The 21,517-nt window shown below is 63.2% G+C and carries 23 protein-coding genes; 2 read left to right on the top strand and 21 right to left on the bottom strand.

What is annotated here, in order from left to right:
- Window positions 1-14: 14 nt before the first annotated feature.
- Together tnpB and QZ656_RS03855 are read right to left on the bottom strand one after the other, a co-directional pair.
- Window positions 15-368 (bottom strand): IS66 family insertion sequence element accessory protein TnpB, encoded by a 354-nt coding sequence (tnpB, locus tag QZ656_RS03860; protein WP_291992154.1) that lies wholly within the window; start codon window positions 366-368, stop codon window positions 15-17.
- Window positions 365-685: an IS66 family insertion sequence element accessory protein TnpB gene (locus QZ656_RS03855; RefSeq protein ID WP_291992153.1), complete on the bottom strand. Its 321-nt coding sequence runs from the start codon at window positions 683-685 to the stop codon at window positions 365-367. Before QZ656_RS03855 ends, tnpB begins: the two co-directional genes overlap by 4 nt.
- Before the next feature lie 43 nt (window positions 686-728).
- On the opposite strand from QZ656_RS03855, the gene QZ656_RS03850 reads away from it, so the two are divergent.
- Window positions 729-1,553 (top strand): putative transposase, encoded by an 825-nt coding sequence (locus QZ656_RS03850; protein WP_366522115.1) that lies wholly within the window; start codon window positions 729-731, stop codon window positions 1,551-1,553.
- Window positions 1,554-1,597: 44 nt separating this feature from the next.
- Here the strand turns inward: QZ656_RS03850 and QZ656_RS03845 are convergent, their stop codons facing one another.
- The gene (locus QZ656_RS03845; RefSeq protein ID WP_291992151.1) at window positions 1,598-1,894 is read right to left on the bottom strand and encodes a type II toxin-antitoxin system RelE/ParE family toxin; all 297 of its coding nucleotides are present in this window, start codon (window positions 1,892-1,894) and stop codon (window positions 1,598-1,600) included.
- Window positions 1,891-2,115, bottom strand: coding sequence for an addiction module protein (locus tag QZ656_RS03840; RefSeq protein ID WP_291992150.1), 225 nt, complete (start codon window positions 2,113-2,115; stop codon window positions 1,891-1,893). The genes QZ656_RS03845 and QZ656_RS03840 overlap by 4 nt, the downstream gene beginning before the upstream one ends.
- A 288-nt stretch (window positions 2,116-2,403) precedes the next feature.
- On the opposite strand from QZ656_RS03840, the gene QZ656_RS03835 reads away from it, so the two are divergent.
- Complete coding sequence (locus QZ656_RS03835) at window positions 2,404-2,742, top strand: phage integrase N-terminal SAM-like domain-containing protein (protein ID WP_291992149.1); 339 nt, start codon at window positions 2,404-2,406, stop codon at window positions 2,740-2,742.
- A gap of 158 nt (window positions 2,743-2,900) precedes the next feature.
- Here the strand turns inward: QZ656_RS03835 and QZ656_RS03830 are convergent, their stop codons facing one another.
- From QZ656_RS03830 to QZ656_RS03755, 17 genes are all read right to left on the bottom strand, one after another.
- Window positions 2,901-3,167 carry a hypothetical protein gene (locus tag QZ656_RS03830; protein WP_291992148.1) on the bottom strand — a complete coding sequence of 89 codons (267 nt, stop codon included), beginning with the start codon at window positions 3,165-3,167 and terminating at the stop codon, window positions 2,901-2,903.
- Window positions 3,164-3,751 (bottom strand): phosphotransferase, encoded by a 588-nt coding sequence (locus QZ656_RS03825; protein WP_291992147.1) that lies wholly within the window; start codon window positions 3,749-3,751, stop codon window positions 3,164-3,166. The genes QZ656_RS03830 and QZ656_RS03825 overlap by 4 nt, the downstream gene beginning before the upstream one ends.
- Window positions 3,669-3,935 (bottom strand): hypothetical protein, encoded by a 267-nt coding sequence (locus QZ656_RS03820; RefSeq protein WP_291992652.1) that lies wholly within the window; start codon window positions 3,933-3,935, stop codon window positions 3,669-3,671. The genes QZ656_RS03825 and QZ656_RS03820 overlap by 83 nt, the downstream gene beginning before the upstream one ends.
- The gene (locus QZ656_RS24045; RefSeq protein ID WP_366522092.1) at window positions 3,866-4,171 is read right to left on the bottom strand and encodes a DUF2235 domain-containing protein; all 306 of its coding nucleotides are present in this window, start codon (window positions 4,169-4,171) and stop codon (window positions 3,866-3,868) included. Before QZ656_RS24045 ends, QZ656_RS03820 begins: the two co-directional genes overlap by 70 nt.
- Before the next feature lie 20 nt (window positions 4,172-4,191).
- Entirely contained in the window at window positions 4,192-5,937 is a 1,746-nt protein-coding gene (locus QZ656_RS03815) for a SulP family inorganic anion transporter (protein WP_291992146.1), read from the bottom strand.
- A gap of 21 nt (window positions 5,938-5,958) precedes the next feature.
- Entirely contained in the window at window positions 5,959-6,834 is an 876-nt protein-coding gene (locus tag QZ656_RS03810; RefSeq protein ID WP_291992145.1) for a polyphosphate kinase 2 family protein, read from the bottom strand.
- Window positions 6,835-6,875: 41 nt separating this feature from the next.
- Entirely contained in the window at window positions 6,876-9,464 is a 2,589-nt protein-coding gene (locus QZ656_RS03805; protein ID WP_291992144.1) for a plasma-membrane proton-efflux P-type ATPase, read from the bottom strand.
- Between the two features lie 424 nt (window positions 9,465-9,888).
- On the bottom strand, window positions 9,889-10,800 hold the full coding sequence (locus QZ656_RS03800; protein WP_291992143.1) for a peptidylprolyl isomerase: 912 nt from the start codon (window positions 10,798-10,800) through the stop codon (window positions 9,889-9,891).
- A gap of 361 nt (window positions 10,801-11,161) precedes the next feature.
- Window positions 11,162-12,145, bottom strand: coding sequence for an HAD family hydrolase (locus QZ656_RS03795; RefSeq protein ID WP_291992619.1), 984 nt, complete (start codon window positions 12,143-12,145; stop codon window positions 11,162-11,164).
- 187 nt (window positions 12,146-12,332) lie between these two features.
- Window positions 12,333-14,048, bottom strand: coding sequence for an arylsulfatase (locus QZ656_RS03790; protein WP_291992142.1), 1,716 nt, complete (start codon window positions 14,046-14,048; stop codon window positions 12,333-12,335).
- A 274-nt stretch (window positions 14,049-14,322) separates the two neighbouring features.
- The gene (locus tag QZ656_RS03785; protein ID WP_291992141.1) at window positions 14,323-15,897 is read right to left on the bottom strand and encodes an arylsulfatase; all 1,575 of its coding nucleotides are present in this window, start codon (window positions 15,895-15,897) and stop codon (window positions 14,323-14,325) included.
- A gap of 295 nt (window positions 15,898-16,192) precedes the next feature.
- Window positions 16,193-16,813 carry a response regulator gene (locus QZ656_RS03780; RefSeq protein WP_291992140.1) on the bottom strand — a complete coding sequence of 207 codons (621 nt, stop codon included), beginning with the start codon at window positions 16,811-16,813 and terminating at the stop codon, window positions 16,193-16,195.
- Window positions 16,810-18,567: an ATP-binding protein gene (locus QZ656_RS03775; protein WP_291992139.1), complete on the bottom strand. Its 1,758-nt coding sequence runs from the start codon at window positions 18,565-18,567 to the stop codon at window positions 16,810-16,812. Before QZ656_RS03775 ends, QZ656_RS03780 begins: the two co-directional genes overlap by 4 nt.
- Before the next feature lie 396 nt (window positions 18,568-18,963).
- Complete coding sequence (locus tag QZ656_RS03770) at window positions 18,964-19,446, bottom strand: DUF1269 domain-containing protein (RefSeq protein WP_291992138.1); 483 nt, start codon at window positions 19,444-19,446, stop codon at window positions 18,964-18,966.
- 143 nt (window positions 19,447-19,589) lie between these two features.
- Window positions 19,590-19,721 (bottom strand): CcoQ/FixQ family Cbb3-type cytochrome c oxidase assembly chaperone, encoded by a 132-nt coding sequence (locus tag QZ656_RS03765; protein ID WP_291992137.1) that lies wholly within the window; start codon window positions 19,719-19,721, stop codon window positions 19,590-19,592.
- Window positions 19,722-19,787: 66 nt separating this feature from the next.
- Window positions 19,788-20,291: a DUF1269 domain-containing protein gene (locus QZ656_RS03760; RefSeq protein WP_291992136.1), complete on the bottom strand. Its 504-nt coding sequence runs from the start codon at window positions 20,289-20,291 to the stop codon at window positions 19,788-19,790.
- A gap of 148 nt (window positions 20,292-20,439) precedes the next feature.
- Window positions 20,440-21,498: a phospholipase D-like domain-containing protein gene (locus QZ656_RS03755; RefSeq protein WP_291992135.1), complete on the bottom strand. Its 1,059-nt coding sequence runs from the start codon at window positions 21,496-21,498 to the stop codon at window positions 20,440-20,442.
- Window positions 21,499-21,517 lie beyond the last annotated feature (19 nt).

Raw genomic sequence — 21,517 nt, 5'->3', positions numbered from 1 at the left:
TCAAGCACAGGTGCTTAGACCTGCCAGTGCGCCGGTGCGGGCGCGTCGCGACGCTGCCAGTCCACGCCGGCGATCAGCCACCGCCATTGGGCCGCTGTCAGGGCGCATACGGGGTCGCCGGCTTGGGGCCAGGTGAAGCTCCCGCGGTGCAGTCGCCGTTGCGATAACCAGACGCCGGCGCCGTCCCAGAGCAGTAGTTTGAGGCGGCTGCGCTTGCGATTGGTGAAGGCGTAGGCGCTGCCGTCGCAGGGGGAGCGCCCAAGGCTGTTCTGCAGGCGAGCGGATAGGCCATCAATGCCCAGGCGCATGTCCACCGGTTCGATCGCCAGCCAGACGCCGGCCAACGGGCGGCTGAGCGGGGCGATCATGAATGTTCAGCGCAGAGCGCGGCCAACCACGTGGCCGGAGGCAGCGCCGCAAATTCCAGGCGCCAGCCGGTGGGCGTGTCGAGCGACAGGCTCGGCTGTGCGCTCGGGCTATTGCCGATCTTCACCGCCGGAATCAGCGTCAATGGCGTCTCGGCTCCAGGCGCGCTTTCGCCTCTTGCCAGGCGAAGGTGCCAGTAGCTGAGCGAGTGCTCCTTCAGCCCTTGACGGTGGCAATACGCCTTCTGGCTCTCGCCGCTCGCCCGCCAGGCACCCACATGCGCGCGCCAGTACGCTTCCCGCTCCGCGTTCTTGTCCATGTCTTCCTCTCGTCGAAAGTCGTCAGCTTGAACGAGAGCAGGGATAACTTATAGATGGTCGGGCTGGACGCTTACGGTACGCGAGATACGCAAGCTCTGTCACACCGGTCGCCAGGTCGCCCTGATCAGCACGGATTACCAATCCGGCATAGGGCTCCTGGCGGCCACCCTGTTCGCCCGGTGGTCTCAGGAAAATTTCTTCAAGTATGCCCGTGAACACTTTGCCCTGGACCGCTTGGCCGACTATCAGACCGAACAAATTCCTGATACCGCACGCGTCGTTAACCCGGCTCGCAGAACCCTCGACGGCCAGGTGCGCTCGCTGACCAGCAAGCTCAGCCGCCGGCTCGCCCAATTCGGCGCGCTCAACCTCAACGAGACGATTGACCCCGTGAAAGTCGATGCTTTTGTCGCAAAAAAGGCCGCGGCCCACGACGAGATCGAACATCTGCAAGACGAACTCAAGACCCTGAAGGAACAACGCAAGGAGACACCCTCTCATCTCGACATTAAGGACTTGCCCGAAGAAAACCGATTTCGCCGGCTGAGCACCCACAGCAAGCAGCTGCTCGACACGCTCAAGATGATTGCCTATCGCGCCGAAACGGCCATGGCCAACGTCCTGGCACCCTTGCTCGCGCGCCCGGACGAGGCACGCAGCTTGCTACGCGCGATCTACACGACCGAAGCGGATTTGCTCCCCGACGCTCAGGCTGGAACCTTGACCGTACGCCTGCACCACATGGCCCATGGCGTGTCTGACCGCGCCGTCCGAAAACTCTGTGACGAGTTGAACTCTACCGAGACTGTCTTCCCACGCTCCAACCTCCGCTTGATCCTGCAACTCGGTACATCGCAAAATCCGTGAGATCAGGTTTTCTGATCCTTTTTCGTTAGGCACCAGGGTTGGGGCTACCACTTCCGCTTTCGCCAATAGCCGGGCCGACGGCTGTGATGGGCGACGGCCAATACGCGAATGTCTTGGTCAGCAAGGGAATAGGCGATGGAATACGGGAAGTGCTTAATGACCAGCCGACGGCTACCGTGAAGCCACACGGCACCGAGCATCGGGTGCTCAAGCAGCAGGTGCATAGCGTGCTCGAACTCGGCGAGCAAAGCCTGCGCCAAAGGATTACCACCGCGCTCTCGATAGTATTCGGCCGCTTCCCGAAGGTCGGACTCAGCCTCAGGATGAAACGAGTAAATCACTGAAACTCAGTTTTCAACCGGGCAAGCGCCTCGGCACCTGGAAGAAGCGATACAGCACCGCTTTCAATCTCAGCGTGACGCCGCGCGACTTCCGTGGCCCAAGCCGATTCGACATCGGGTTCTCTGTCGAGGCTCACGATCAGCTTTTCAACCAAGCGAGATCGCTCCGCGACGGACAGGTTCAGAGCCTCGGCCTCTAGTACTTCAACGGTAATTGACATGGCTGTCTCCTTTAAACTGACCTTGAGGCAACAGAGTGCCACAAGGTTGAACGGACGGGCTGTTTTCTCCTGAGAATACGGACTGGGAGAGGCGCCGCTGGTGCCCAATGTTTGAGCTCAGCCACCAGCGTAGGCTGGCGCAGCCAGCCGTAGCAGGTCGGCTGCAGCGAAGGCTTGGACGAAGCCGCTACGCGGAGGAAACAGCGGCGCTGTCGTCGTCTTGAAGTCAAGATATCACCTCGCCCCTCATCCGAGGGACGTTCATGACGAATGCGAGCCTACCGCAAGATGGAAGACATGCCCGCTGTCGCAACGACGATTTATGACACGAACTACGAGTTGCACCAGAAGCACCTGAAGCTCAAGGGCTTGCAGCCGAAGACGATCGACGCGTATTCGCGCGCCATCCGCCGGGTGGGAGGAGGCTACTTCGCTCAGCAGATCGACGATCTGAGCGAGGCCGACCTGTTGGACTACTTTGCCGACCTGCGTGAGACGCACTCCTGGAGTTCGCTCAAGCGAACGGCGCGCGTCGAAGCCTGGGCGCCGTCAATCGAGCCGTCGATCGTCGGCGGCGATCGTTTCATCACGGCGATGAAGAATTCGCTGCGCGACGGCGATCGCTGACTGTTTTCGATAGGCGCGCCGATCGCCGCCAGCGAAGCCTGGAGCGGATCGATCGGCCACTGCAGGCGCGTCGATCACGCTTCGACCTTGTTGCTCCATTCTTCATCCTTGCCGATCCAGTGCCGATACTTTTTGATCCGGCACTCGTACTTCCGCAGTCATCGCTGCGTCGCCCGCATGGAACGATCCATGTGCGACATCGATAGGAATCTATGCGCAGCATCGATCGTTCCATCGCCGCCATCGATCCGTCGATCGCGGCGATGGCCGCGTGGATGATTTTTGCCGACGCGTGATACTTTTTCACCCGGGCTTCTATCGCGACGATCCAGTGCCGATACTTTTTGATCCAGAACTCGTACTTCCGCAGTCATCGTTGCATCGCCCGCATGGAACGATCCATGTGCGACATCGACAACGATCAATGCGCAGCATCGATCGTTCCATCGCCGCCATCGCTCCATCGATCGCGGCGATGGACGCGTGGATGATTTTTGCCGACGCGTGATACTTTTTCACCCGAGCTTCTATCGCGACGATCCAGCGCCGATACTTTTTGATCCAGCGCTCGTACTTCTGCAGTCATCGCTTTATCGCCCGCATGGAACGATCGGTGCGCGACAGCTATCGTGCTATCGCCGCCATCGATCCGTCGAGTGCGCCGTCGGGCAGCGCGCCGGTCGTTGGCCGTGAGCGCCAAGTCGAAAAACAGGTCATCGCCGCAGGCGAAATAGAAGTCGAGGACGCCCCCGAGGCGGTCGCCGGAAAATGGTGCGTGGTCGCGAAAGTGGTCGGCGTGGATCACGTCGTGCTCGGGGTCCCGACGATCGTGTCGCGATTGCTGGCAGCGCTTGCAGATCGCTCGGTTCATGCGCCCGCGCAGTTGTTGCGGCGACGGTGCGCCAGATGGCGATGTTCTTGTCGCGTCATGGCAGGTTTGCCGGTTGATAAGGCCTGCCGGCTTCGCCGGGTTCCGGAACGACCTTGCCGGCGCCGCGACGCGTGGCAATCGATGGGTCCGCGGGCGTCCCTGGTGGAAAACTCCTCGCCCCGAGCGAGACGCCGAGAAGCGTCCACGGCTTGTGCTGCCAGGGCTGGTGTGCGGTGCCGGCCGGGTTCGGCGCTATCGGCGACGCGGGCGCGCTGACCAGCAGAAGGCCAGTCGCCTGCAGGCGGTCGAGCTTCCACTGCAAGGCGCCATCCGACAGGCCACCCTCGTGATTGGCGACCCGGTAGCCGCCGCCAACGTCGGCGTGAAGTCCCTGCGGCGCTCATCGAGCGCAACCGCGCGAAAACCGTGCCTGACTTTCCCGCTCAGCCGGGTATCGGCAAACTCGAAGGTGTCCACGTGCTTGCCGCCCGCATAGGTCGGAATGCCCAGCGCGCCGACGGTATCCCATACGGCGACGACGCGCGCCACGCCTGCCATGCGCGGGCACGTGGCAAGCATCAAGAGTGCGCGGGGCCGCCGCCTTCGGCTGTGTTCTCCAGCGGCGCCGCGCATTGTTTCTCGTAGGTCGCGACGACGGCATGGACGGAGCCATAGAACGCGTCGCTACCGATCGCCTCGCTAATGCCATGGCGGTCGAATTGGTCGCGCACCGGCGCGGAAACATTGGCGAACACCAGTCGGATACCCTGCTGCTTGAGCAGCGCGCTGGTGTCGCGCAGCATCGCCGCAGCCGAGAAGTCTAGGTCACCAATCGCCGCCGCTTCGATGCACAGCCAGGCCAGCGGCGGCTGCGCCTTGCTTGTTGCCAGGCGCAGGACCTCGTCGGCGAACTGGCCGGCGTTGGCGTAGTAGAGGCTGTGGCTGAACAGATAAACCATGAGTCCCGGTGCGATGTGCTGCGGCGTGCTCAGGGGAACCGTCTGCCAGCCTTTTTTTCTCTTGTCGGCGACGATAACGACATTGGTGCCACGGTAGCCCCGCCGCACGTGATCGACCAGCGACAAGACCATCGCCAGGATGATTCCCTGCTCGACGCCAACGACGACGACGGTTGCCGCGGTCAGCAAGGCGACCCAGAACTCGGCACGTGCTTCGACGAAGATCCGGCGCATCCCCTGGACATCGATCATTTTTACCGCGACCAGGAAAACGATCGCCGAGAGTACGGCCGTCGGCAAATGCGCCAGTGGCCCGGTCAGGAAGAGCAGGACCAGTAGCACCAGGACGCAGGTGGTGAGCTGCGACACCTGGCTGCGGCCGCCGCCGCCGTCGACCATCGCCGTGTTGGTCGGGCTGCCATTGACGATGAAGGTGCCCGACAAGCCGGCGCCAAGGTTGGCCATTCCCAGCCCGACCATATCGACGTTCTCGTCGAAGCGATCACTGTACTTTGCCGCGTAGGCGCGCGAAGTAGCGGCGCTCTGCGCGAGAATCACGACGAAGCAGGCAAAGGCGATCGGCAGCAGCTTCTCGACCAGCGCCCAGCTCCAATCGACGTGTGGCAGGCCGAGCGTCGGCAGGCCGCTGGGAACGGCGCCGAGCGTCTCCAGATGGGCGCCCAGGTTGAGCGACCAACTGACGGCGATGGCGGCGACGACGGCGATCAGGCCGCCGGGGATCTTCGCCGAAATCCGCTTGCCACCGATGATCACCACGAGCACGGCGAGCGACACGCCGACCGCATAGAGATTGCTCTCGCCGAGCAGCCGCAGATCGTGCACGATCTCCTTGAGCGGCTCGTTGCTGGTGCGCTGCAGGCCCAACAGGCCGGAAACCTCGAGCAGCGCGACCTGCACGCCGACGCCGGTCATGAAGCCGGTGAGCACCGTGCGCGAGAGAAAGTCGGCGAGGAAACCAAGCCGCAGCACACGCGCCGAAAACATCATCACCGCCGCCATCAGGGCCAGCAGGCTGCACAGCGCCAGCCACTCGTTCGAACCGCGCACGGCCATGCCGGCGAGACCGGCGGCGACCACCGCCGCGGTCGCCGAATCGGCACCGACCGACAAATGCCGCGACGACCCGAAGACGGCGTACAGGCTCATCGGGATGAGAATGGTATACAGCCCGGTGATCACCGGCGTGCCGATGATCTTGGTGTAACCCATCGTTCCCGGAATGGCCAGCGCGGCGAGCGTGAAACCGGCGAGAATGTCGCTCCCCAGCCCCGAACGGTCGAGCGGCAGGATGCCCTGGAAAAGCGGCAGCCTGAAGCCCTTCTTGTCTTCGCTATCTTGCGTCATCGTCGCGCCTGCTCAAGCCAACTACTTCTTGCTCGGCGGCTTCGGCGCCTTGCCCGCGCGCTTTTCCTGCGCCGCCTCGGCGGCGTGATACTTGGCGGTGATTTCCTTGAGGTCGACGCGCGTCGGTGGCAGCTTGAGCCCCATCTCGCCCATGGTGTCGGCAATGATCTGCGAGATCGCCAGGTTGCGGAACCACTTGTGATTGGCGGGAATGACGTACCACGGAGCGTCCTTGCTGCTGGTCTTGCTCAGCGCTTCCTCGTAGGCCTCGACATACGCGGACCAGAACTCGCGCTCGGAGTAGTCGCCTTCGCTGATTTTCCAGTTGCGCGCCGGATCGTCGAGCCGCTGCTTGAAGCGCAGCAACTGCTCCTCGGGGCTGATGTGCAGGAAAAACTTGACGATCCGCGTGCCGTTGGCGACGAGCATCTTCTCGAAATCCCGGATCAGCTCGTAGCGCCCCGACCAGACGCTTTTCGCCACCAGCTGGTGTACCCGCACGACCAGGACGTCCTCGTAATGCGAGCGGTTGAAGACCACGATCTCGCCCTTGGCCGGCGTCCGTTGATGCGCGCGCCAGAGGAAGTCGTGCGCCGCTTCCTCGGCGCTCGGTTGCTTGAAACCGAACACCGACGTGCCCTGCGGATTCATGCCGGTGAACAGGTGGCGGACGACGCCATCCTTGCCGGCGGCATCGAGCGCTTGCAGGACGACCAGCAGCGACTGCTGGCCGTCGGCGTAGAGCAGAGCCTGTGACTCGGCCATCCGGGCGACGTGTTTCTGAATCTCCGGCAGCGCGTCTTCCGACGAGCTGTGGCCGGCGGTGTGCGCCGGATCGATGGCGGCCAGTTTCAGTTTCTCGCCGGGACTGACGAAGAATTGTTTGCGGTAGTCCATGGTATTTTCTCCTGGTGATCTTGTCAGGTCTCGGCCTAGGCCTAGGCCGCCGGAACGTGTGGCTGCAGCGACTGATTGACCACGTCGACGCTCTTCGTGTGACGCGCGGTCCGGTAGTTGGCGAAGCGGTCGTAGATCATGCGGACGCTGCCGAGGACGAACATCCAGGCGATCAGGTAGACCCATACCCAGCCGATCAGCTGCCAGGGGATCGCCGGCACCAGCACGCCAAAGCCGCACATCAGCGCCGCCGTCAGCTGCGTGCCGACAATCGCCCAGAACAGCGGTGCGGCTGGGAAGGGCCGCTGAAAGAACCAGTGCTCGGTACGGGTGATGAACAGCAGCAGTTGGCCGCCGCCAACGAGTTGTACGAACATCATCGTCTGCAGCTGCGCGTGCGTGGTCAGCCCGAAGGCCTCTTGCAGGTGTGGCAGCGACAGCACCTTGACGCCGAAGAGCAGCAGACCGAACGATTCGGCGACCAGGAAGGCGCCGAGTACCGTGGCCAGGCCGAAGATCCGCGGCAGGTCCCAGCGTACCGGCCGCGGACTGACCGGCGTGTTGTCGTAGGCGATGGTCATCATCGGCAGATCGTCGAGCAGCGACATGACGACGATCATGATCGCCGTCAGCGGCGAGAAGCCGAGGAAGATCGACGACAGGACGACGACGAACATGATGTCGATGGTCAAGGCGATGCGATAGATCAGGTAGCTGTTGATGCGCCCGAAGATCCGCCGCGCCTCGTCGATGGCGCCGTTGATCACCGACAGGCCGGGGGCCGTCAGGATCAGCGCCGCGGCACCGCGGGCGGCGTCGGTGGCGCCCGAAACGGCGGTGCCGCAATCGGCCTGTTTCAATGCCGGCGCGTCATTGACGCCGTCGCCGGTCATCGCCACCAGGTGGCCACGCGACTGCAGCGCCTTGACGATGGCGTACTTGTGCTCGGGGAAGACGCGCGCGAAGCCGTCGGCGCGTTCGATCGCGTCGATGATCGCTGGCGGCACGTTGTCGGGGTCCATGTCCTTGGGGAAGGCATCCGCCGCCGGGATGATGTTCGTACCCATGCCCAGCTGGCGCGCCGTCTCGATGGCGATGGCGGTATCGTCGCCGGTGATCATCATCACCCGCACGCCTTTCTCCGCCGCCCTGTCGATGGTTTCCCTGGAGTCGTCGCGTGGCGGATCGAACATCGGCAGGATGCCGAGGAAGGACCAGCTGCCGCCGTCATCGGCCGAACGCGCCACACCGAGCGCCCGGGCGCCCTGCGCGGCCAGCTTGTCGACCGCTTCCTTGACCTTTCGCGCGACGTCTGCCGGCGCCTGCGCAAGATCGACGATCGCTTGCGGGGCACCCTTGGCGACCACGAAGGATTTGCCACTGGCGTCGGTAACCGTCGCCTGCGTGCGCTTGGTGACCGGATCGAAGGCCACGAATTTGGTCAGCGTCCAGCTCTTGAGGACGCTCTGGTCCTTGAGCGCGGTGATCACCGCGGTATCGATGGCGTCCTTGTCCTCGAGCTTGGACGCCAGCGCCGCTGCCAGGATGCAGTCCTGCGGATCGCTGGCGGCGAAGAGCATCGGCTCGCTGAGGCTCAACTGGTTCTTGGTCAGCGTGCCGGTCTTGTCCGAGCAGAGGATATCGACGCCGGCCATTTCCTCGATCGCCGACAGCTTGGAGACGATCGCCTGCTCTTTCGACAGCGCCAGTGCGCCGAGCGCCATGGTGATCGAGAACACCGCCGGCATCGCCACCGGGATCGACGCCACCATCAGCACCAGCACGAACTGCAGGATGCCGAGGGCGTCGGCGACGTTCCAGTCCTTGGCGATCACGATGTCGTGATAGACCTTGACGGCGACCAGGATCAGCGTCAGGCAGACGGCGACGACGATCAGGAAGTTGCTGATCTGGAACATCGCCTTCTGCGCGTGGCTGACCGCGCCGGCGCCGGAGACGAGTTTGGCGGTGCGGCCGAAGAAGGTATTGGTGCCGGTAGCGATGACCACGGCTTCCATCTCGCCCTGCTTGACGACGCTGCCGGCGTAGGCTTCGTCGCCGACCTTCTTGCGCGCCGGCAGCGATTCGCCGGTGAGCGCAGCCTGGTCGATCGACGCGAATTCGCCACTGGTCAAGCGCAGGTCGGCCGGGACGATCACGCCGAGGCGGATCTTGACGATATCGCCGGGAACCAGCGTCGCCGCCTGCACCGTGCTCCACTGGCTGTCGCGCATGACGGTGGCCTCGGGCGCCAGGCCGGCCTTCAGCGCCGCCAGCGCGTTCGACGCCTTGCGGTCCTGCCAGAATTCGAGCGCCGCATTGAACAGTAGCAGCGAACCGATAATGAAGAAGTCGTCCCAGTGGCCGAGCAGCGCCGAAACCAGCGCCGCCGCCTCGATGACGTAGGCCATCGAGCCGGTGAAGTAGCCACGAATTTGCTCGCCGAGGCTCTTTTCCTTGACGATGATCGCGTTCGGGCCGTAGCGGGCGACTCGCTGCTGCGCTTCGGCTGCGCTGAGGCCCTGCTCGGGTTTGACGGCGAGTGTCGCGAGGACCTGCTCGACCGGGATCTTTTCGAGATCGGGTGCGCTGGCGGCGGCAGCGCCTGCTTGCTGGGTGAGGTCAGCCATCTGTTCCTCCTGGTTCAAGATGGAAACAAGCGAAATGAAACATCAAGCCTTACTCGTTGCGAGCGGCTAACGGTCATGGCCGGTCGAGAACCCCGAGATCATGAAAACCACGACCGTCCCCCTCTCACTTGCAGTGCGCATTCCGGCGTGCACGCCGGAATCGTTCGCCGGGCAGGGAGCAGGCTCCCAGAATCCCCCGCTTCACCCCGGCTCTTCGCCCGCAGTGGGGAGAAGGTAGACTCGTGAGTCGCCGGCGCGACTTTCTTTCACATTAAGCCGGCCGGTCGGTGAAAGCGCAAAGGTCTCCGAGCTTTATCCCTGGAAGCGCGCACTGCCTTTCGCCGACCTCTGGCCGCGCGCGCCACCGCCGGTGGTCGCGCGCCGTCGCTAGCCAGTTGTGCTCAAAGCACAATAATAACGTGATTTATTTGCCGGCAGCGGCTGCAGCCTCTTTAGGTGCAGCTGCCGGTGCAGGTAAAGCGGCAGGTACAGCAGCAGGTACAGCAGCAGTCACTTCGATAATCTCGATTTTGGCCTTGGCTTTGAGATCGTCGATTTGCTTCTTCAGATTCTGCTGCTGCAGTTGCTGCGCCAGCTCGGGTTTGACTTCTTCAAAGGCAGGCGCCTCGATCGGCCTGGTGTCTTCCAGCAAGATGACGTGATAGCCGTACTGCGTTTTTACCGGCTCTTCAGTGAAGTGGCCCTTCTCGAGCTTGCTGACGGCGTTGCTGAACTCCGGCACCATCCGGCTGACGTCAAACCAGCCGAGTTCGCCGCCTCTGACGCTGGAGCCGGAATCCCTGGATTTTGCCATGGCCAGCTTCTCGAACGACGTCGCATCTTTCTTCAGCTGGGCAATGATCGCCTTCGCTTCGGCTTCGGTTTCCACCAGGATATGGCGCGCCTTGTATTCGCTGCCGGTAATCGTTGCCTTGATGCGATCGTATTCGGCTTTCAGCATCTCGTCGTTGACCGGGTTGGTCTTGATGAAATCCTGGATGTAGGTGTTGGCCAGAAAGGTCTTGCGGATGATATCGAGTTGCTCGGTGACGTCAGGCAATTTGTCCAGGCCCTTCTTGACCGCTTCCTCGGCGATCAGCGTTTGCATGGTCAGCTCTTCAATAATGAGTTTTCTGGTTTCCGGGGTGTCGGCCTGGCCGGCGGCGGCGCGCTGCTTGATAATCATGTCGACACGGCTGGCGGTGATGGGCGTGCCGTTGACCGTCGCTACGGCGGCTTCCTTGACCGCCGGCGCCGCCGATTTGGCTTTCTGCTCGGTGTTCTGATCGGAGTTGCAGGCACTGACGAGCAACAGCGAAGCAGCGCCGGCCAGCAAAACTCGGGTATTGATGGATCTCATTGATGGTTCCTTGGGGTAGTAAAAAAATCAGTTCACAGGCGGCTGAAAAATCCTTGGCCTCGTCCTGGCGGCTGCTACCCTGGTGTGGCGGGTCTGTTAGCCCGCGGGCAGCTGCGCCTGGGCTGTTGTCGGGATTTCTTGCGCAGCGAATTGTCGGTCACTCGGCGGCAATCCGACAAGCGCTCAATTGCGGTCGCTGTCCTTGAAGAGCGGTGTCGCCGACACGCTGAGCGTGGCGGCGAGCCCGCATTCGGCCAGTTGCTACAGGTAACGCCGGCTGCCAGCGACGAGGGCACTGATCTGGGGCCTGCGACCTTGATAGGCGCGGGCAATCGCCTTACTCGAAGCTGAAGATCTTCTTCCAGTCGTTCTTCATGCTGATCACCGTCCAGCCCTGTTTCTGCGCCTGATCGTAGAGCGCCTGCGTGAAAGTCCCGACCTTGGTCGCCGGCAGTCCCTGTGCCGGGCCGTAGGCGTATTCGCGCGTGGCGTCGTCGTGTAACACCAGCATCGACAGCCGCGCGCCGTCGCCGGCCCTGGTGTATTCGAGCATCTGTTGGTCGCCGGTCGAATTGCCGACGGCCATTGTCGGGCGACGGCCGATCATCAGGTGGATTCCCTCGGCTTTGCCGGCATTGTTGTTGTCGAGCAGTAGCTTCGGCTCCTTGGTCAGGAAAGGTTTGCCGTCCTTGCCGTAGCTGTAGGTGGTGCCGGTGGCGCTGCCAACGACCTGCTCCGGCGGGACGCCATAGACCTGCTCGGCGTACTGGCGCACGAAGTCCTGGCCACCGCCGGTGACGATCCAGGTCTTGTAGCCGTTGTCACGAAGGTACTTGAGCACTTCCTGCATCGGCAGGTAGGTGAGTTCGGTATACGGTTTCTTCCAGCGCGAGTCCTTCGCTTCGGCGAGCCACTTCTTGACTTCGGCGTTGAAGGTGTCGACCGACATGCCGGTCAGCGTCGCGAAGGCGAGCTTTTCGAGGTCGGGCAGCGTTAGCTTGGCGATCGCTGCATGATCACCTTTGAGTATCTCCAGCACGGTCGAAAACGGGGCGACTTTGGCCAGCTCGGGCTTCGCCTTGACCAGCCTCGGCACGCTCTCAAGGATGTACATCACCTGCGAGTACATCGGCTGCTCGACCCACAGTGTGCCGTCCTGGTCGAAGGTGGCGATGCGCTCGGCCGGCGGCACGAACTTCGGGCCGCCCTGCGTCGTGGTATCGCTTACAAAGGTAATGATCGCCTGCTTGGCGGCGCCGTCGTTCCACGACGGCAGCGGGTCGGACTGCGCCTGCGCGCCGGATGCAAGCAGCACGCCCAGCGCAGCGCGAGGATCCGCAAGAATCTGGAAAAAAATGAGAGTCTCGACATGGCTGTTGTCCTGTTAAACGGAATACAGGGCGGTCGAGCAGCATTTCAGAAACGCGGCCCGACCTCACTAAGCACCTAAAAAAACGGGCGGCCCTTGCGGGGCGCCCGTTGCGCTAACCTACTCGTTACTGACTGCGCTACTCGCCCGCGTGGCTGATGTGTTTGGCAGACTTCATCGCCTCGATCACCTGATCCAGGTTGTAGCTCGCCGGAGTTTGCAACGCAGGGAAGGTCCTGTACGTCTCGAGTTCCTTCAGCCACAGCAACTGCCCAATCGGCAGCAGGTTCCAGTCGTAGATATACGCCGTGCTTGGAGCGGCCAGTGCACCACCGTAGCCAAGCAGAGTTTTCTGATCTTCCGCGACCGCCTGCTCAAATGGGTCCCGCTTGATGTTGTTGACCTGGGTCCAATGATAGGTAACCGTGCCCGTTAGCCCGCCGGTCGCGGAAGAAGGCGCCATCGTGTAGTAGAACTTCCAGTTCTTGTAGCGCACTGCAGACGGGTGTTGGCCGGTGTAGTAGAAAAACGTGTCGCGAGCGGAGTCGCCCTTGCCTTCGAGGTAAGCCCGCTGGTCGACACCGTCGAGCGTCGTCTTGACGATGCCGGGGTACTTGCCGGCCTCGATCTGCTTCTTCAGCCCATCACCCGAAGGCCCGCCGGCGATATTGACGAAGGTGGGCACCCAATCCAGTGCCGAGAATATCTGGTCCGGATTCGTGCCAGCCTTGACGTGCCCCGGCCAGCGAACGAGCAGCGGAGCCCGCATACCGCCTTCCCAGGTGGTGAGCTTGCCGCCTCTGAAGGGCGTTACGCCCCCGTCCGGGTAGGTGATTGCCTCGGCACCGTTATCGGTGGTGAAGACGACGATGGTGTTGTCGAGCTGGCCCATGTCCTCGAGCTTCTTCAGCACGTAGCCTATGTTGTCGTCCATCTGCTTCATGCCGGCTTCGTTGATGCCCCAATCCTTGCCACCCTTCTCGCCCAGCATGTCCAGATACTTGTCCGAGAGCATGGTCGTGACGTGCATGCGCGCCGGGTTATACCAGACGAAAAACGGCTTGCCGGTCTTCTTGGGGTCGTTGCGGTCGAGGAAGTCGATGACCTGCGCGGAGATTTCCTCGTCCACGGTCTTGGAACGTTCCAGCGTCAGCGGCCCCATGTCCTTGCAGCTCTGGTTATTCTCGGTGCCGTCCTTGGACGTGCAATGGATAACCGGCCGCGGTGGGGTCATACAGAGCGCCTTCATCGGATCCACGGCCCCGGCGACCTCTTGGAGACCCTTGACCGGGGTATTCTTGCAGGGCGGAACAACCGCCTGATCGGTCGGCGACTTGTTGATGTCGGGGAAGCTCACCCCCTGCATCGCGTCGAGGTGATAGAGGTAGCCCCAGAACTCCTGGAAGCCGTGCGCCGTTGGCAGCGAAGCCGATTTATCGCCGAGGTGGTTCTTGCCGAACTCGCCGGTGGTGTAGCCGAGATCCAGCAGGAATTTTGCCAGCGCGGGCGTGCCCGGCAACAGAGAACTCGTGGCACCCGGAAGCTGCGGCATGACCATGCCCGCCCGCAACGGATGCATGCCGGTGAAGAAGGCGGTGCGGCCGGCCGTGCAGCTCTGCTCGGCATAATAGGTCATGAATCTCGCACCTTCCTTGCCGATGCGATCGATGTTCGGCGTTTCGCCCACCATCAGGCCCTGATGGTAGGCGCCCACGTTCATGATGCCAATATCGTCGCCCATGATGAACAGGATGTTGGGTTTGGCGCCGGTGGCGGCGAAAGCCGAGCCGGTGCCCAGCGCCAGCAGCGCGAACAGTGTCAGCAATCTGCAACGGAATCTCGTGATGAGCTTCATCTTTGCTCTCCTTGGTTGTCTTGCCATTCAAAACGGATTAATTGCGGCGGTGGTAGTTGCCACAAGTGCCGGGGCTTGTGGCCAGGAAGCGATGACGCGCCGTCGATTTTACCCGCGTGCCGATAGTCGCACAGCCAGGTTACGGCGGCGGGCCGAGTGCGCAGCTTGCCGAAAAAGCCGGCGCTGGCCAGTCGCCGCGCGGCAGAAGACCTTGTCTTCTGCCGCGCTTTTCATCGCTAATTGGTCAACAAGAATTGCCATCGATGGTCAATCGCTAGTCGCTGCGGCCGGGCGTCTGCAGCGCCTGCAGAACGCCATCGAGCGAGAAGCTGCCGACTTTCTGGCTGGGCGGGAACTCGCGGAAGGTGCCGATGAACTTGCCGACGTACTGTTGCGCGGGTACCAGCAGGAAGACGTGCTCGAGCCACCAGCGGTTCCAGTCCATGCCTTCGATTTCGCCGACCTCGAACGGATCGCTGCGCAGGTTGAAGATTTTCGGTGCACGCAGCGTCGTGAATGGCTGACGCCACACCGCGGCGCCGTGGGCGTTTTGTTCGGCAAAGACGATCTTCCACTGGTCGTAGCGCAAGCCGACGAGCTGGCCGTCGTCGTTCCAGTAAAAGAACTCATGACGTGGGCTCGGCGACTTGCCGGCGAGCGCATCGGTCACGTTGTAGCCGTCGAGATGGACCTTGAAAGTCTTGTTGCCGACCTGCATGCCCTTCTTGAGTTGTGCCGTGACGTCGGGCACGCCGGCGGCGGCGAGCAGCGTCGGCAGCATGTCCTCGTGAGCGAAAATGTCATTGAAGACGCTGCCGGGCTTGATCACACCGGGCCAGCGAATTGCCGTGGGAACGCGATAGCCGCCTTCCCAGTTGGTGTTCTTCTCGCCGCGGAAGGGTGAGGTGCCGCCGTCCGGCCAGGTGAATTTCTCCGCGCCGTTGTCGGTCGAGTACATCACGATGGTGTTGTCTTCGAGGCCCAGCTCCTTGAGCGCGTCGAGTAGCTGGCCGACGTGGGCGTCGTGTTCGACCATGCCGTCAGGGTAAATACCGAGGCCCGTCTTGCCACGCGACGATTCCTTGAGCCGGGTCCAGATGTGCATGCGCGTCGAGTTCCACCACAGGAAGAAAGGCTTGCCGGCCTTCTTGGCGTCGGCCATGAAGCGAATCGTCTCGGTGGTCACCTCGTCGTCGATGGTTTCCATCCGTTTCTTGTTGAGCGCGCCCGTGCTTTCGATTTTCTGCGTGCCGTCGGCCCTGGCCCAGGTATGGATGACGCCACGCGTGCCAAATTTCTTGCGCAGGGCGGGATCCTTGAAGTAGTCCTCGTGCTCGGGCTCATCCTCGGCATTCAGGTGGTAGAGCGAGCCCTTGAACTCCTGGAAGCCGTGCGCGGTGGGCAGGTGTTCGTCGAGGTCGCCAAGGTGGTTCTTGCCGAACTGGCCGGTCATGTAACCCTGCGCCTTGAGCAAGTCGGCGATCGTCACGTCGCCGGCCTGCAGGCCTTCCTTCGCCCCAGGCAGGCCAACCTTCAACAGGCCGGTGCGGTAGGGCGACTGGCCGGTGATGAACGCGGCGCGCCCCGCGGTACAGCTCTGCTGGCCGTACCAGTCGGTGAACAGCGCGCCTTCCCGGGCGATGCGGTCGATGTTCGGCGTCTTGTAGCCCATCATCCCCTGGTTGTAGGCGCTGAGGTTCCAGTAACCGATGTCATCGCCCCAGATGATGAGGATGTTGGGTTTCTTGGCCTGGGCCTGCGCCAGCGCGGGTGTGGCCGTTCCCAGAGCGATCGCCAGGATGGCCAGCAGCGCCGTGATTCGGGCAGCAAATTTCGCGATAGACGTCATCTTCTTCCTCCTTTGCCGTACAGATGGTTCAAGGCGATCGTTGCCGACCGCGCCAGCCTTGCTGGCGCCTGGCATCGCCAGGCGCCGTTCCCTTTTCCCGGCGCCGGCTTGTCCGGGGCCGCACCCGCAAGAGCAGTCGCGCGGCGAGTGACTTTCGCTATGAGTCGCGATGAACGTGGCGATCATCCCATAGACGGCTGATGACGACCATGGTCCGAGCGGGCAAAGCTTCTTGCCCGAAAGGGCAGGTTGTCGCCGCTTCTGCGCTAGCTCGGGCGCGCCGTGTGGCAATCGCCTAAGTGTCGGACAATTGCCGCAGTCGCTCCGCCAGGCAGCCAAGTTCGGCTGCCGAACTGGCTGCGAGCTTGGCCATCAGCTGTGAACGTAGCAGCTTGACCGTTCGCTCGCCGATCGCCAGTTCGTCGGCGATCTGCTTGTTGAGCCGGCCGGCGACGACGCCGTCGAAAACCGCGCGCTCGCGGCCGCTGAGCGTCGCAAAGCGCGCCCGCAGCTGTGCCGCTTCGTCGCGTTCGCGGCGCTGCCGAGCGTCGCGGTCAATTGCCCGGTGCAGCGCCTCGAGCAGCGTCTTGCGCTCGACCGGCTTGCTCAGAAAATCGACGGCGCCGGCCTTCAGCGCGCGCACGCTGGAGCTCACGTCGGCGTAGCCGGTCAGGAAAATTACCGGCAGGGCGCAACCCCGGTGCTGCAGAGCAGCCTGCAGTTCGAGGCCCGAAGGGCCCGGCATGCGCACGTCGAGGAGCAGGCAACCCGGGCGTTCGGGCAGCGGCTGCAGCAGGAAGTCGCCGCTGGAAGCGTAGCCGCGGGCCTCGAAGCCGGCCGCCGCGAGCAAGCGCAACAGCGCGGTGCGCAGCGATTGGTCGTCGTCGACGACATGGATCAGCGGCCCGCCGTTCATGTCGGCGCCGTCATCAGCAGCGACAAGCGCGCGGTCGGCAATTCGACCCGGAAAAGCGCGCCGCCGCCGGCGGTGTTCTCGGCGACGATGCGGCCGCCATGCGCGTCGACGATCGTCCGGGCAATCGACAGTCCGAGTCCCACGCCGTCGCGTTTGGTACTGAAGAATGAATCGAAGATTTTCGGCAAATGTTCCGCTGCGATGCCGGGGCCGCGGTCGCGGACGCTGATCACGACCATGCCGTCGGCGACTTGCTCGACGGCGACGGTGACTGCCGTGCGGCGCTCGTCGGCAACGCCGGCGACGGCGTCCATGGCATTGAGGATCAGATTGATCAGCACCTGCTCGATCTGGATGCGGTCGCCGACGACCGTCACTGGCTTCATGGCGTGTTTAAAGGCGATTCGCAACTGCCGCCGGCGAGCTTCGCCACGCAGGAGCGAGGCGACGTCGTCCACCGCCGCGTTGAGCTCGAAGGCTTGCCGCTCGACTTCGTGCCGGCTGAGCAGCGCCCGCAGGCGCTGGATGATCGCGCTCGCCCGCAGGTCGTCACGGCGGATATCGGTGAGAATCTGGCGTAGCTCGTCGCTCCGGTCGCCGCCGGCTTCGAGCATCAGGTCGGCGGCGTCGGCGTTGCTCAGGATCGCCGCCAGCGGCTGGTTGATCTCGTGGGCAATGGCGCCGGTCAATTCGCCGGCAATCGCCAGCCGCGAGGCGTGCGCCAGTTCGTGGCGCTGCAGATGCACGGCGGTTTCGGCGCGGCGGCGGCGACGACGTTCAAAGAGCAGGCTGGCGATCAGTCCGGCTTGCAGCAGCAGCGCGACGATCGCCGCGATCGTCTCGCTGCGGTAGCGCTCGAGTAGCGACGGCTGGCGGAAGTCGATGACCGCATCGTTCGGAACGGCATTCTCCTTGATCCCCCAGCGGCGTAGCTGTCGCCAGTCGACCTGCAAGCTGTTGGGCATCAGCGCTGGCAGCTGCAGCGAAGCGGGCGCACTGCCGGCCAACAGCGCATTGACGATGGCCCCGGCCTGCCGCCCCATGTCCTTGAAACCGTGCAGGTAACCGCCGACGACGCCGCTGCCGATAAAGGAGCTGTAGGGCCCATAAACCGGCGCCGCCGCCGCCGCGGCGATGGCCTCGACGGACTGGCGCGGCGTGCCATGGTGGCCTTCGCCATCGACAAAATAGCCCGGCGTGAACACCACCGCGTCGCCCGCCAACTCCTGCAGCCGTCGCCGTACGGCGTCGGTCGACAAGCCGGCGAGGAACTCGACCGTCACGCGCTCGCTGAAACGCGTTGCCTCGCGCCGCAGGCGCGCTTCCCATTCGCGGTCCCATGGCGAAGCGCCGGTGACCAGCAGCAGACGCCTGGCCTGCGGATGCCAGCGCAGCGCCTGCTCGACGGTCAGCAAAAAATCGTATTCGACCGGGACGCCGACGACGTCGGGCGGCAGTTGCATGCTGCGCAGCAAGGGTAGGGGAATCGCCAGGTGCACCAGCGGAACCCCCAGAAACAGCGTGCTCCGATGCTGCAGCAGGAACGACAGCGCTTCGGACCCGGCCGCGACGACGACCTCGGGTGGCCGCGACGCGTACTTGTCGCGCAGGTAGGTGGCGATGATCTCCGCGTAAGCGTCGCCGCCGAAGTTGGGTGCGTCGAGAAACTCGTCGAAGATGCTTACCGGCGTCCCCTGCGACGTTTGAATGGTTTCGCGGAGCCCTTCATCGGCCTCGAAGTTTGCCGGCAGCACAGTCGGCCGTTTGCATAGATCACGAGGACGTTGCGCGACGGCGCGTCGGCCAGCAGCGGCGGCGCGACGACGCCCAGGAGAATCGCCAGCAGAAAAGTGGCGATCCTGGCGCCAGCGAATTGCCCTGGCGAAGCGGCGGGTCGCTGCGCGTACGGGGCGGTGATCGCCCTTGCTCTGGGGCGAGTGTACAGCAGAGCCATGGGCGCGTCGGTCATTGACTGCAAGTGCTATTAACGACTCGGCAAGCAGCGGGGAGGGTGGCGGTGATGAACTGCTGAAGCGCTGGCAGTGGCTTCAGCCATCTGCCATTTGCAGCAAGCGCGGGAGCCGAGACGCGCAGCCAGCTGGCTGTTGCGGCCGCTTCGCGAAGCCCGGCTCCCGCCTCCCGGCTCTCAGCTAGCCGTCGAGTGCGGCTTGCAAGGTCGCTTCCTCTTCGTGCGACAAGGTGGTGTCGATGACTTTGCCGCCGGTCCCCTGCAGCGCGGCCAGCACCTTGCCCGGAGTCGCGTGGCGGACGAGCACGAAGAGGAGCGAGCTATCGTTCTGGAAAGTTGCCGCGAGATTCTTCAGGAACTCGTCGTCGACGCCGGCGCCCGCCAGCGCACCTCTGATGGCCCCGCCGCGCGCGTCGGTCGCCATGCCAAGAACCGGGTTCATCACGATGGCACCAACCAGCGTGTTCCAGAAGCCCTTGCGAAGCGTCGGTTCGGCTGCCGGCTTGTACATCTGCAGCAGGCTTACCTCGCCCTCATTGTCCTTGACCGCGACGAGCGCTTCCTCTAGGTCGATGAGATGGTCATGCTGCAGCTTGCGCAGCGTCGTGCGTACTTCTTCGGCCTTGAATTGGTCATCGTAGGCAATTACTACCAGCTTGCTCATTAAACATCCTCCTGATTTGCTTGAATCACGGTCAACGGAGCGCTTGCTCCCATGTGTTTGCGACGCGCCGGTTTCGCTTGAATTTCGCTTGTCTCGGCGGCTGCGCCGTCGCTGCAGCGCGACGCCTTCCTGGTTTGCCAGCGTCAGTTCTTGTCTTCCTCGAAAGGAATCCGCGCCTCGTTCTCGAAACGCGCTTTACGCTTGCGGCCGAACACCCAGATCACGATGCCGACGAAGGCGGCGATCAGCAGCCAATGATAGACGCTCAGATCCATGTTTATTCACCTCGTCGGGCGGCCATGGCTGCCCGCTCCGGAGAGACGGGCAGCGCCGGCGCTGGTTCAGCCGACAGCCGGCTCCCTGGTCGCGCTGAGCACGGCCTGCAGTTTCTCTTCTTCGGCGTGCGTCAGCGAAGTCTTGATGACCTTGCCGCCAGTACCCTGCAGTTCGGCCAGCACCTTGTCGGGAGTCGCCTTGCGCACCAGGACAAAGAGTACCGAAGTGCCGTTCTTGAAAGACGCGGCGAGATGCTTCATGAAATCATCGTTGATGCCGACGTCGGTCAGCGCGCCGCTGACCGCGCCAGCGCTCGCGCCAACGGCCATGCCGAGCAGCGGACTCATGAAGATGAGGCCGATCAGGGCGCCCCAGAAACCGCCGCTCAAAGCGCCGGCGGCGGCGAGTTTGTACATCTGGTGCAGCTTCACCTTGCCCTTGTCATCCTTGACGGCGACCACGGCGTCTTCGAGATCGATGAGGTATTCCTGTTGCATCTTGCGCAGCATGGTGCGGACTTCTTCAGCCTTGAATTGATCGTCGTAGGCGATTACTACCAGGTTACTCATGAAACATTCTCCTTCAGCTTGTGGGTGTTACGCGGAGTGTACAGCGTGCCGTGTTTACGTGCCCCGCATAGGTTGCGGCGGGTCTGTGCCGCTTGATAATTCTTGCTGACCTTGTCGTGTGCGGCCCTGACGCTGGCCTCGATGCGGTTCAGCGGCAGCCGTCGTGGCCACCGTGGCCACCGTGATTATGGCCGCCATTATGCCTGTGATTGTCCTTGTTCTTGCCGTCGTTCAGCGCCAGCATCTCGGCGACGTCGGCTTTGCTCGCCTCGAGGTCGGCGAGCAGCCCTTCGTCCGAGAGGTCGAGCGGCCGCGAATTGCTCCAGTCGTGATGCGCGACGTGCCGGACGCGCTCAACGACCGCCTCGTCGTTCACCTCGATGGCCAGTTCACGCCGGCTGTCGAAGCTGCCGGGGGCGAGGTTGATCGAGCCGATGATCGCCCGCTTGCCGTCGGCGAGCATCATCTTGGCGTGTAGCTTGAGTCCGTGCAGTTTGTGTATCCTGGCGCCGAGATCCTGCAGGATGCGCAGCCCCTCGATTCCCTCGACGAGTTTGCCGGTCTTGAGCGTGTGCGCGGGGCGCGCCAGCACGTGCAACTGCACGCCGCGGCGGGTCGCGCGCACCAGGCGCTCGATGATCACCTCGTCCTGGTAGCGTTCGTTCTGCAGGAACAGTGTTTCCTGCGCGGCATCGATGAAACGTGCGATGCGGTTGCGGCCGTTGATGTTGCACCACACTAGGTGCGAGTCCTCACCGGGCTCGAAGGGCTCGCGCTTCCAGTCGGCGTCGAAGCACTCGACGATCTCGTCCACCTCGTGCCGGTGTGCGGTGAATACGCCGTAGTCACGCGTCACCGTCAGGTTCTCGGTATCCCAGTTGAGTGACTGCACGAGTGCCGTCTCGCCGTCGACGACCATCGACTTCTCGTGCGTGATGTCGAAGGCCGGATTGCTGTCGGCGACTTCGACGCCGGCGGCCTGCAGTGCCTCGCGGGTCGCCGCGTTCTCGACCTCGCCGCTGCGCCGGGCGGGATTGAGCATCACCCGCACCTTGACGCCGCGGCGCTGCGCGTCGATCACCGCCGCCAGCAGCGTCGGGTCCGAGAACAGGAAGATCTTGATGCGTAGCGACTCCCTGGCTGCAGCGATGGCGTCGACTATCGGCTGTGCACCGTCGTCGGGGAGAACAATCAGTGAGCGGTGCATATGCGTATGGACTCCGAAA

This window comes from Candidatus Accumulibacter sp. ACC003, assembly GCF_907163085.1.
Taxonomy (GTDB): domain Bacteria; phylum Pseudomonadota; class Gammaproteobacteria; order Burkholderiales; family Rhodocyclaceae; genus Accumulibacter.
Note: the sequence above shows the minus strand (reverse complement) of the source record. Positions and strands in the feature narration are given on the sequence as shown.